The sequence below is a fragment of the Streptomyces chiangmaiensis genome (assembly GCF_036281785.1).
GTDB classification, from domain to species: Bacteria; Actinomycetota; Actinomycetes; order Streptomycetales; family Streptomycetaceae; genus Streptomyces; species Streptomyces chiangmaiensis.
In genome coordinates this window covers 1-11,458 of the sequence record NZ_JAYWVC010000237.1, presented here as the reverse complement: position 1 = coordinate 11,458, position 11,458 = coordinate 1, and the positions used below count along the sequence as shown (strand labels likewise).

The 11,458-nt window shown below is 71.6% G+C and carries 7 protein-coding genes and 1 pseudogene; 6 read left to right on the top strand and 2 right to left on the bottom strand.

Annotation, left to right across the window (positions count from 1 at the left end; translation table 11 throughout):
• Positions 1-79 precede the first annotated feature (79 nt).
• Together VXC91_RS37695 and VXC91_RS37690 are read right to left on the bottom strand one after the other, a co-directional pair.
• Positions 80-1,009: a LysR family transcriptional regulator gene (locus VXC91_RS37695; RefSeq protein WP_329511863.1), complete on the bottom strand. Its 930-nt coding sequence runs from the start codon at positions 1,007-1,009 to the stop codon at positions 80-82.
• A gap of 126 nt (positions 1,010-1,135) precedes the next feature.
• Complete coding sequence (locus VXC91_RS37690; protein ID WP_329511862.1) at positions 1,136-3,427, bottom strand: FdhF/YdeP family oxidoreductase; 2,292 nt, start codon at positions 3,425-3,427, stop codon at positions 1,136-1,138.
• A 949-nt stretch (positions 3,428-4,376) separates the two neighbouring features.
• Between VXC91_RS37690 and fusA the strand changes: the two genes are divergently transcribed.
• The 6 genes and pseudogenes from fusA to VXC91_RS37660 all read left to right on the top strand — a co-directional run.
• Positions 4,377-6,467, top strand: coding sequence for an elongation factor G (gene fusA / locus VXC91_RS37685; protein ID WP_329511861.1), 2,091 nt, complete (start codon positions 4,377-4,379; stop codon positions 6,465-6,467).
• A 298-nt stretch (positions 6,468-6,765) separates the two neighbouring features.
• Positions 6,766-8,217: a hypothetical protein gene (locus VXC91_RS37680; RefSeq protein ID WP_408057569.1), complete on the top strand. Its 1,452-nt coding sequence runs from the start codon at positions 6,766-6,768 to the stop codon at positions 8,215-8,217.
• Positions 8,218-8,412: 195 nt separating this feature from the next.
• Complete coding sequence (locus tag VXC91_RS37675; protein ID WP_329511860.1) at positions 8,413-8,922, top strand: hypothetical protein; 510 nt, start codon at positions 8,413-8,415, stop codon at positions 8,920-8,922.
• 226 nt (positions 8,923-9,148) lie between these two features.
• Positions 9,149-9,955, top strand: coding sequence for a helix-turn-helix domain-containing protein (locus tag VXC91_RS37670; protein ID WP_329511859.1), 807 nt, complete (start codon positions 9,149-9,151; stop codon positions 9,953-9,955).
• 109 nt (positions 9,956-10,064) lie between these two features.
• Complete coding sequence (locus VXC91_RS37665) at positions 10,065-10,811, top strand: hypothetical protein (protein ID WP_329511858.1); 747 nt, start codon at positions 10,065-10,067, stop codon at positions 10,809-10,811.
• A gap of 232 nt (positions 10,812-11,043) precedes the next feature.
• A pseudogene (locus VXC91_RS37660) lies at positions 11,044-11,458 on the top strand (phosphatidylglycerol lysyltransferase domain-containing protein); the annotation flags it as partial.

Genomic DNA, 11,458 nt, shown 5'->3' with positions numbered 1-11,458 from the left:
TGTTTCCTGCCCTGCTCCGCAGGGGTCCGATTCCTCCCCGGCCTGAAGGCCGGCGAGCGGCCGGTGAGGCCGGCCGGCTCTATGCGGGTCCGGGATCCGCGGGCAGCCGCTCCAGGGCGGCGGCGACGTCGGTGTGCCGGGCGAGGTCCGCGAGGGCGCGGGCCATGACCGATCCGGGCTCCCGGGTGGTGATCACCAGCCCGACCGGCACCGATCGGGCGGGTTCGACCAGCGGCACCGCCCGCATGCCGTGCGGAACGCCGAAGACGTGCAGCCATGTGTGCGGCACGATGCTCGCCCACCGGCCCGTCCTGACATGGGCGAACAGCGTGGCCACCGAATCGGTCTCGAGCCGGGGCGACGGCCGCAGCCCGGCCTCCGCGAACAACCCGTCGAGGACCTTGCGCCCCTGCATGGCCTCGGTCAGCAGGCACAGCGGGAGCGTCGAGGCATCCGCCCAGGTCGCCGTGGTCGGAAGGGCGAGGCCGTCGGCGGCGGTCGTCAGCAGTACATACCGCTCCTCGTACAGCGGGACCGACTGGAAATGCTCCGAGAGTCCCCGGTGCAGGTAGGTGATTCCGGCGTCGATCTCGAAATTCTGCAGCTGGCGGAGAATTTCCTCCGACTGGAGGTCCGCCCTGACTTCCACGGTGACCAGCGGGTGTTCCGCGCAGAAGGGGCCCGTGAGCAGCGAGACGGCGCCGGACGCGGTCGGCACCGAGCCGATCCGTATCCTGCCGCTCAGCCCGGTGCGCAGGGCGTCGACCTCGTTCTTGAGGGCGTCGCGGTCGGCCAGGATCCGCTGCGCCCACACCACGATGCGTTCGCCTTCGGGCGTGAGGCCCTCGTACTTGCGGCCGCGGCGGACGAGCGGCACGTCAAGCTCTTCCTCCAGCTTCCGGATCGCCTCGGAGAGAGCGGGCTGAGAGACGAAGCAGGCCTGCGCGGCACGGGCGAAGTGACGCTCCCGCGAGAGCGCGACCAGGTACTCGAGTTGGCGGAACAGCACCTCATGGATGTACCTGACCGCACGGCGGAACGCCAGTCGCGGGGCGCCCTGCGTGGCGCCGGGCGTCGTCGTTGATCGCCGACGACCCGCGCGTGTGTGCGGTACGGGGCTCTGAAGGCAGCCGCGTCAGGCGGGCGTGCGGGCGGCTTCCAGGCGGACCACGACGCCCTTGGAGGTGGGGCAGTTGCTGATGTCGGCGACGCTGTCCAGCGGAACCAGGACGTTGGTCTCGGGGTAGTAGGACGCCGCGGAACCACGGCTGGTGGGGTAGCCGACGACCCGGAAGTTCTCCGCGCGGCGTTCCGTCCCGTCGTGCCAGATGCTCACCAGGTCCACCTCGTCGCGGTCGGCGATGCCGAGGGCCTCCAGGTCGGCGGGGTTGACGAGCACGACCCGGCGGGCGTTGTGGATGCCGCGGTAGCGGTCGTTCGGGGCGTAGGGGATGGTGTTCCACTGATCGTGCGAGCGGAGGGTCTGCAGCAGCAGATGTCCCTCCGGGACGTGCGGCATGCTGAACTCGTTGCAGGTGAAGACGGCCTTGCCGCTCGGGGTGCGGAAGACACCCTCGTTCACGGGGTTGGGCAGCTTGAAGCCGCCGGGCCTCGCCACCCGGGCGTTGAAGTCTTCGAAGCCCGATACGACACGGGAGATCCGGTCGCGGACGGTGCCGTAGTCCGCCTCGAAGTCCTCCCAGGGGATGGACGGGTTGTCCCCCAGAGTCCTGCGCGCCAGCCGGCTGATGATGGCCACCTCGCTCAGCAGATGCGGGGAGGCCGGCGGCAGCTTGCCCCGGGAGGCGTGCACCTCGCTCATGGAGTCCTCGACGGTGATGAACTGCTCGCCAGTGGTCTGGATGTCCCGGTCGCTGCGGCCCAGGGTGGGAAGAATCAGGGCGGTGTCGCCGCAGACCGTGTGCGAGCGGTTGAGCTTGGTGGAGACATGCGCGGTGAGCCGGCATTTCCGCATCGCCTTTTCGGTGACCGCACTGTCGGGGGTGGCCCGTACGAAGTTCCCCGCGACGCCGACGAAGACCTTGGCGCTGCCGTCACGCATGGCCCGGATGCCGTTCACCGAGTCCAGGCCGTGCCGGGTGGGCGGGGTGAAGCCGAACTCGCGCTCCAAGGCGTCCAGGAACCCCTGCGGCATCCGCTCCCACACCCCCATGGTGCGGTCCCCCTGGACGTTGCTGTGGCCGCGCACCGGGCACACGCCGGCGCCGGGCTTGCCGATATTGCCGCGCAGCATCAGGAAGTTGACGATTTCCCGGATGGTGGGCACCCCGTGCTTGTGCTGGGTCAGTCCCATCGCCCAGCACACGATGATCTTCTTGCTCTCCAGGACCCTGGTGTGCACGCGCTCGATCTCCTCGCGGGACAGCCCGGTCGCGATCAGCACATCGTCCCAGGAGGTCTTTTCGGCCTGCGCGGCGAAGGCCTCGAAGCCGGTGGTGCTGCGCTCGATGAAGGAGTGGTCGAGCACGGTGCCCGGGGCGGCCTCCTCGGCGTCCAGCAGCAGCCGGTTGAGGGCCTGGAACAGGGCGAGGTCGCCGCCGGCGCGTATGTGCAGGAACTGGTCGGCGATCGGCGTGCCGCGGCCGATCACCCCGCGCACCCGCTGCGGGTGCTTGAAACGCATCAACCCGGCCTCGGGCAGCGTGTTGACCGCCACCACCTGGCCGCCGTTGCGTTTGGTCTCTTCCAGTGCCGACAGCATCCGCGGGTGGTTGGTGCCCGGGTTCTGCCCCACGACGAAGATCAGGTCGGCGTTGTGGATGTCGTCCAGCGAGACACTGCCCTTGCCGATGCCAAGCGTCTCCTGCAGCGCGGATCCGCTGGACTCGTGGCACATGTTGGAGCAGTCCGGCAGATTGTTGGTGCCGAACGCGCGGGCGAAGAGCTGGAGGAGGAAGGCGGCCTCGTTGTTCAGCCGGCCGGAGACGTAGAAGAGGGCCTCGTCGGGGGAGTCCAGTTCCTTCAACTCCCGGGCGAGCAGGCCGATCGCCTCGTCCCAGCCGATGGGCTCGTAGTGGGTCCCGCCGGGCCGCTTCACCATCGGCTCGGTCAGCCGGCCCTGCTGGTTGAGCCAGTAGTCGGACATGCTGTCCAGTTCGGCGATCGAGTGCTCGCTAAAGAAGTCACGGGTGACGCGCCGTGAGGTGGCCTCGTCGTTGATGTGCTTGGCGCCGTTCTCGCAGTACTCGTTCATGTGGCGCTTGCCCGGGGCGGGCTCGGGCCAGGCACAGCCCGGGCAGTCGATGCCCTTGGCCTGATTGATGTTCAGCAACGTCAGCGCGGTGCGCCGCAGGGACGTCTGGCCGAGGGAGTACTCGAGGGCGTGCGTCACCGCGGGCAGACCCGTCGCCCAGGTCTTGGGCGGAGTGACGGACAGGTTGTCGCTCGGGTCCTCGATGCTGCTCATGATCTGGGCTGCCTCTTTCCACGCTGGGCCACCGGCCGGGCAGGGCGTATCGGGCGCGTGCTCGCCTTGGGCCCGGGCCGAAACGCGGCGGCCCGCTTCCCCCTTTTTCGAGCCGGGAACGCGTGCCGGACGTACGGGCCATGGACGTGCGTATTCACGTGCGCCGTCTGCGCATATCCGACTCCCGCTGCGAGAGCAGCTTCCGCCGATTCCCGATGAGAAGTCAAAGAGGGCTCTTCGATGATCCGATAGGTGTTGCTGATCACCGCGTCGCTCTCCTCCACCAGGGCGGGGACGACAGTTGCTCCCCTCCACTCGGGCGGGGACGAAAGGGGACGGGTGGCCATCTGCCCGGCGAACGTGCGGCGCGGTTACGTTCGGCCGGGCGGCCCGTCCGGGCGTCGGCGGTCGTGCGGGTCCCACCTTGCAGGCCCACAGTTGCAGGCGGGTGCCGTTGCCGTTGCGCCGGGGCGCGTCTTCGACCTGCGCGCGAGCCCGCGGCCAGATGACGGACGGCGGCCGAGCCGGGTGCGCGTCGTCCGGGACCCTGCCCCGCGCGGCGGCGCGGTGCAGGGCTGCCGCCCGCCGCGCGTGCCGGGAAAATCCGATGCTTCGTTCCCGGCCGGCTGCCTACACTCGTCACGCATCGCGCGCCGCCACGTCCCTGCGGCGCGTGTCGTGACGAGTGAGGGGAGCCGGCCGTGCGTGAGCGCACCGCTGTCGTCGTCCCCCCGTCGCGCTCCGAGGTGATTCTCGTGTCCCGGAACGTCCGGTGCCGGCTGCGCGGCCGGGACCGGACGCCCGTGACGAACGGCTGACCTCCGCCGGCCCTTTGCCCGAGCACGCCGCCACGGGCGGGGCCGTCGCGCCCTGACTGGCCCCGTGCCGGGACCCGTTCGCCCGGGAATCGCGCCGCCCCGTTCGGATCACCCTTGAAAGGCCACAGGCCGTGCGTACCGACCTGCACCGTCATCTCACCCGTCCGCTCACCAGCGTTCGCAACCTGGGCATCCTCGCCCATGTCGACGCCGGGAAGACCACCGTCACCGAGCGGATCCTGTACCTGACCGGGACCACCCACAAGCGCGGTGAGGTCCATGACGGCACGACCGTCACCGACTTCGACCCCCAGGAGCGCGATCGTGGCATCACCATCTTCGCCGCGGCCGTCAGTTGCGGCTGGGACGGCCACCGCATCAACCTGATCGACACGCCGGGCCATGTCGACTTCGCCGACGAGGTCGAGCGCTCGCTGCGCGTGCTGGACGGAGCGATCGCGGTGTTCGACGCGGTCGCGGGCGTCGAGCCGCAGAGCGAATCGGTCTGGCGGCAGGCCGACCGCTACGGCGTGCCGCGGATCGCCTTCGTCAACAAGATGGACCGCGCGGGTGCCGACCTCGACGCGGCCGTGGACTCGATCCGGCGGCTCCATCCGTCCCCGCTGGTCGTGCAGATGCCCATCGGTGCGGAAGCGGGCTTCACCGGTGTGGTGGACCTGCTGCGCATGCGGTCGCTGGTCTGGGCGGACGGCCTCGACACGGCCGAGGAGGGCCCGGTGCCGGACGCCCTGCGCGAGGAGGCGCTACGGCGTCGCAGGCTGCTGGAGGAGGCCGTGGCCGAACTCCACCCCCTGGCGCTGGAGGAGTTCTGTGCCGAGTCGGCGCTGGGCGAGCAGACGCTCACCCGTGCCCTGCGCGACCTCACGCGCACCGGCGACGGCCTGGTGGTGCTGTGCGGCTCCGCCTACCGCAATCGCGGGATCGAGCCGCTGCTGGACGCCGTCGTCGCCTGGCTGCCCTCGCCCCTGGACGTGCCTGCGGTGCGCGGCACCGCGGACGGCTCGGAACAGGAGCGGGCGGCCGACCCGGCGGCGCCGTTCGCGGCACTGGCGTTCAAGGTGCAGGCCGGCGCCACGGGCCGGCTGACGTATCTGCGCGTCTACTCAGGCACGTTGCGGAAGGGAGAGACGGTGATGGACGCGGGAGCCCGGCGCACCGAGCGGGTCGCCCGGATCCTGCGGGTGCGGGCGGATCGCCATGCGGAGCTGGAGCTGGCCGTGGCCGGGGACATCGTCGCGGTGGTCGGCCCGAAGGCGGCCCGCACCGGATCGACGCTGTGCGCACCGGGGGCACCACTGGTCCTCGAACCGCCCACGGTCGCCGAACCGGTCGTCTCCGTCGCGCTCGAGGCCCGCAGGAGCGCCGACGCCGACCGTCTCTCTCCGGCGCTGGCCCGGCTGGTCGAGGAGGACCCCTCGCTGGTCCTGCGGACCGACCCCGAGACCGGTCAGACGGTGCTGTCAGGCATGGGCGAACTGCACCTGGAGGTGGCGGTGGAGAAGGTCCGCCGCGCTCACGGCCTCGACATCACCGTCGGCCGACCGCGGGTGACATACCGGGAGACGATCGCCCGCGGCGTCACCGGGCTGGTGTACCGGCACGCCAAACAGGACGGCGGCGCGGGTCAGTTCGCACACGTCGTCCTCGATGTGGAGCCGCTGCCGGCTGTCGGCGACGGTGACGCCGCGACCGGCTTCGCGTTCCGCTCGGCCGTCGTCGGCGGGCGGGTGCCGCACGAGTACGTGCGGGCCGTGGAAGCGGGCTGCCGGGACGCCCTGGCCGAGGGGCCGCTCGGCGGCCATCCGGTGACCGGACTGCGCGTCGTGCTGACGGACGGGGCGATCCATCCGAAGGACTCCTCGGAGATGGCGTTCCGCACGGCCGGGCGGCTCGGCCTGCGGGAGGCGTTGCGGGCGTGCTCGATGCTCCTGCTCGAGCCGGTGGCCGAGGTCACGGTGACCGTGCCCGACGACGCAGTCGGCGGGGTGCTGGGCGACCTGGCGGCACGCCGTGGCCGGGTCTCGGGCTCGACGGCGCGGTTGGGCGGCACGGTGGTCACCGCCACCGTGCCGCTGGCCGAACTGTTCGGCTACGCGACCCGGTTGCGCAGCCGAACCCAGGGCCGTGGGTCCTTCACCGCCCGGCCGGCCGGTCATGTCACGGCTCCGGGCTCGGTGCCCGACGGGACGTCGGCCCGATAGGCCCTGCGACGGTCCTGCCCCGCGCGGGCAGGACCGCCGCGACTACCGGACGTTCCGTGAGGGCGGGTTGCGGGCGGCACGGTCCGGCCGTACCGACGTCGCCGCGTGCCACCCGCACTTCCAACTCCTGGGTGGGGTAGGTCTGTTCATCGACAACACGTGGCTGACATCACAACCGGCGTGATCGTGATGTGGAGCGGCACTTCACATCTTCATGGCATGCTCACGTCTTATTACTCGCCGGTAATCCCAGGCCGGCGGGTGTTTTCCGCCACCCCCCATCACCTCAGGACAGGTCTTGCGTATTCGCACGTGGCACCTGCGTGCCCTCATGCCCGCACTCACCGCATCCGCCCTCCTGCTCGCCTCGGGCTGCTCCTCCGGCCCCGGGTCGCCCGCCACCTCCGATGCCGGTCGGGACGGGCGGGCCGGGGCCTCCGCCGTGGCGACCGTGGACACCGGCCGACCGATCGCCGTCGCGGCCGCCCCCGGCGTCACCCCGACCGCCCTCGCCCGGCCCGGCGACGGCGGTGGACGGGCCCGGCAGAGCGCACTCAAGGTGCGTTCGTACGACCGTCACACCGGACGCGCCGTCATATCCCGTACGGCGAAGGGAGCACCCGGCCCGTCCGGCACTCCTTCCGCACCCTCGTCGGGCGCCCCGGACAACCCGGCCGAGCCGGGCCCGGTCGCCGTCGGTGACCTCATCGCCAGTGCCCCGGCACCCGGTGCTCCCGACGGACTGCTCGTCAAGGTTACCGAGGTGCTCGGGAAGACCGGCGCCGGCACCGAGGTGCAGACGGCGCCGACCACCCTCGACTCCCTGCTCGGAGGGGACAAGGCCAAGGGCACCGTGCCCGTCGACCCCTCTTCCTTCGACGTCGAACGGTTGCTGCCCGATGTGAAGGTCTCCTGGGCCAGGACGGGCGACCTCCACTTCGGGCCCGAGGGCACGCACGTCCCGCTGGGGCGTCTGCGCCTCGACGTCCGCGCCGAGGTGCCCACGGCCGCGGGTGCACCGGTGACGGCGGACGCGTCGGTGGCCGGTTACGTCCAGGTCGCGCCGGAGGTCGACTTCTCGTACGGCGGAGCCGGTTCGGATGCGGACGCCCGGCGGGCGGGACCCGTGTCGGCGTACCTCGGCGTCTCGGGCGACTGGAGCTCGCAGTGGTCGCTGAAGGGCCGTGCCCCGGTCTCCGCCAAGCCCGTGCGCCTGCCGTTCGCCAGGCTCCACGCCGACCCTGTCCTCCAGGTCGGTCCGATCCCCGTCGTGGTTAACCTCGATCTGACCTGCTACCTCGAGGTCAGCGGTGACGGCAGTGCGACCGTCTCCGTCGAGCAGGCCATCAAGGGCGACTTCAAGGCCGGTGGCACGTTCGGTCCCGACGAGGGCTGGACACCCGTCAGCGAGTCGGCGATGGCGAGCACGCCGGTCCGCGCCTCCGTCGCGACCGCGGGGAATGTGAAGGTCGCCCTCGGGGCCGAGGCTTCCGTCGGGCTGTACGGCGCGGCGGGCGTCACCGCCGACCTCGCGCCGTACCTGCGCGGCGAGGCATCGGCGACCGCCTCCGCGGGCCCGGGCGGCCGGCCCACGGCAGCCGTCGTGGGGTCCTGGACCGTCTACGGCGGCGTCGATCTGAGTGGGGCGCTCCAACTGCAGTTGTCCGTGTTCGGTACGCCGGTCCTCCGGCACACCGTTCCGTTGGGCGCGTTGCACCGGGAGTGGAGGCTCGCCGGGAGCGACGTGTAGGACGGCACCGCCCCCGTGGTGTGCGGCCGGCGGCGGAACGGGGGCGGGCGTCCGCAGATCAGGGCGGTCGTCCGTCCCACGGGACGTTCCTCGCGTCCCTGGCACGGCGGAACGGAATTCCCGGGCGTCGACACGGAAACGCTGGGCAACGTGAGATCACGCCTCGTGATCGGCACTGTCAGTACGGAGGTTTCCATGATTCGTCGGACACTGCAGGGCGGCCTGGTGGCCGCGGTCGCGATGTTCGCGCTCGTGCCCACGGCGGCCGTGGCCGCCGAGGGTGACCACGCCGGCCCGGCATCGGTCGTCGCGACGGTCCCGCACCGCCCGCACACGCTGCTCCCCGTCCCCGGCCGGCACACGCCCGTCCGTCACCGCGCGCACCGGTTCACGCGGCACCACCACCACCACTACGTCCGTCACATCCGCCGCGTGCACCACGTCACGGGGGCGGCGTATCACCATCGTGCCGTTCGCGTCGTGGGCCGTGTCGCCACGCATCACAGGTCGCTGAACGTCCGCTCCGGCCCCGGCTTCGGCTACCGCGTGATCGGCCACCGCCGGGCCCAGGGCCGGGTGCTGCTGGTCTGCAAGAGGCACGGCTCGTACGTCTTCGGGAACCGTGGCTGGTACAGGCTCGCGGGCGGCAAGGGGTACGTCTCCGCCCACTACGTCCGTCCGCGGAGCGCCGTGCGCTGGTGCTGAAGCCCCACCCCTCACCCCTCCCGAAAATCGGCCTGCCCGGTCACCCCTGTGTGCCCGGGCGGGCCGTCGGTGCGCCCCCGGTCCTGCCGACTCACCCATCTCATACCGGTCCCGATGTGTGGCAGTACCTCACCCATGGGAACACATCCTGACAACGTGGGCGAACCGCCCAAACTGGAATCGGCGTTGAGGGAAAGGTCATGCGACAGCCCCAAGGATCGAGACCGTGAAGGCAGGCGCAGCACGGACGGAGGCACCCCAAGGGTCCGCGGCGGACCCGCCCGCGCCGACGGGCGGGCCGTTCGTGACCGAACTGCGCGATCTGAAGGAGAGCACCGGTCTCAGTCTCGCGGCCCTGGCCGCGCGCACCCCCTACAGCAAATCGGCCTGGCACCGGTATCTCAACGGCGCCCAGCGGCCCCCGCGTTCGGCCGTGGAGGCGCTCGCACGGCTCGCGGGCGTCGACCCCGCGCCCGTTCTGACCCTGTGGGAGGCGTCCGACGGTCCTCCGGCCGTGGACGCCTCCACGTATGCCGGGGCCGCGCCGTCACGACGCGTCCGGCTCCGGCGGCTGCCGCTGGCGGCGCTCGCCCTGATCGTCACCATCGCCGCTGTGGGCGTCACCCTGGTCACATCCCACCGCTCCGGTGTGCCGGGCGGACGGTCGGTGGCGGCCTCCCCCCGGTGCCGGAGCACCTCCTGCCAAGGGCAGTTGCCCGACGTGGCCGCCTGCGACCGGGACGCGCAGACCAAGAGCACGGTCCGGGCCGCCTCCTACGCGGTGCGGCTGGAGTACTCGCCGTCCTGTGGAACGGCCTGGGCCGAGGTCGTGGCGCGGGCGTCGGTGGATCGCGTGATCTCCGTCCGCTCGGGGCGCGATGTGCTGTCCGCGGCGTACCCCGGAGACGGCTCCGGCGGCACGGCGAGTCCCATGCTGGCCGCGGCATCGCCCGAAGGTGTGGAGGCGTGTGCCGAGGTGGACGGCAAACTGGCGTGCACCGGCCTCGGTGCCCCGTCCGCCGGAGAGCAATGACCGGATGATCGGACCGCGGGTGCCTCCCTGGCGCGCCCCACCTCATCGCTCTTCCCCTGAAGGTTGTCCTACATGTTGTAGGGTTTGGCCCGTCCGTCCGCCGGTCGGCATGGCCGGCACCACGTCACCGATCGGGGGATCTGTGCAGCAGTCCGACGAGCCGTCACCGACAGACGGCCCGATCTTCGAACGGCTGGTGGATCGGGCCCTTGACCTTCCACAGGTCGCGGATGCGATCGACGCCGACGGCGCGGGCCCCTCGCGTGCCCGGCTGCGTGCGCGGGCCCTTCAGGCGCGCGACCGCCTCGCCGCCGTCGCGCCCGACGAGTACGGCCGCTGTCTGGCCCTGCGGGCCGCCGCCCTCGCCCGTCGCGGACGGCCGTCGGACGCCGACCGCCGGACCGTGGGCGGGTTGCTGCCCGTGCTCGCGGTGCTGGTGCCGAGCCTCGGCGCCGTGGCCACCGGTGTGTTCCTGCTGTGCGGATTCGGCCTGCGTGCCTTCGCCGTGCGCCCCCACATCGGTGACGGGCTCGTGATGGCCGGGGTGATCGCCGCCGCCGTGACGGCGGGAGCGGCCCTGGGGGACCTCGCCTGGATCCTCGCGACCCGCATGCGGGGCCGTTGCGAACACGGCGGGGACGATGCCGCGGACGGTGATCCCGAGCTGCGCCGGGCCCGTGAGGACTGGGAGCACGCCGTGCTGGAGCGGGGAGTCGTCCCGTTCCTGCTGGGGCAGCTCGATCCCGGACACGCCGATCCCGAGTACGCCGGGACCGGGCGCGTCGAGAAACAGCGCGCGGCCGGTGAGCCCGTGCAGGGGGAGCGCGATGCGGGCGTGGAGGAGAGAATCCCGTAGCGTTGCCGGGGCGTCACGCTCGGGTGAACCTGTCCGGGCCGGAGCGGCGCATTCTTGCCGGACTCCTACCGTTCCCGGGATTCCCATCTCCCCTACGGAATGTAGGGTCGATGCAATGTACGAGACAGCCGAGGGCAGACCGTCTCGCGCACGTGTGTCAGCTTCCGTCCACGCCGGTGGTTCCGGCGCCTCGTCGAGGTGAGTCATCGCGGTGCCCGCACAGCAACCAACAATGATCCCCCGGCAGCAGGACCGGCGCCCGCAGGGCACGGCAGCAGTACGCCCGCCCCTTCGCGTCCGCCTGCGCCCGGGGGCGGCCGCCGTCACGGTCTGGTACCTGAGGCTGCAGGCCGTGCTGAACATCGTGGCGGTCCTCTCCCTGCCCTTCCGCAAAGAGGTCCACGAGCACAACGTCGGTGAGTTCTTCACCCCTTACCTGGCCACGGCTGGACTGGTGTCGGCGGCCCTCGCGCTGTTCCTCGCCGTGGTGATGCGGCGTCGCAAGCGGGCCGCATGGATCTTCAACATGCTGCTGGCCGGTCCGCTGTTCACGCTCTACGCCCTCGCCCTGACCCAGGACGCCTACCGGCAGCACGTCTTCAACTGGATCTCGACCCTGCTCACCGGCGTCTTCGTGGTCGCACTGC

Bases quoted from the DNA above. Each gene is read 5' to 3' on its own strand.
- VXC91_RS37665 (WP_329511858.1), top strand. From the start codon at position 10,065: ATGGCCGGCACCACGTCACCGATCGGGGGATCTGTGCAGCAGTCCGAC.
- VXC91_RS37675 (WP_329511860.1), top strand. From the start codon at position 8,413: ATGATTCGTCGGACACTGCAGGGCGGCCTGGTGGCCGCGGTCGCGATG.
- VXC91_RS37690 (WP_329511862.1), bottom strand. From the start codon at position 3,427: ATGAGCAGCATCGAGGACCCGAGCGACAACCTGTCCGTCACTCCGCCC.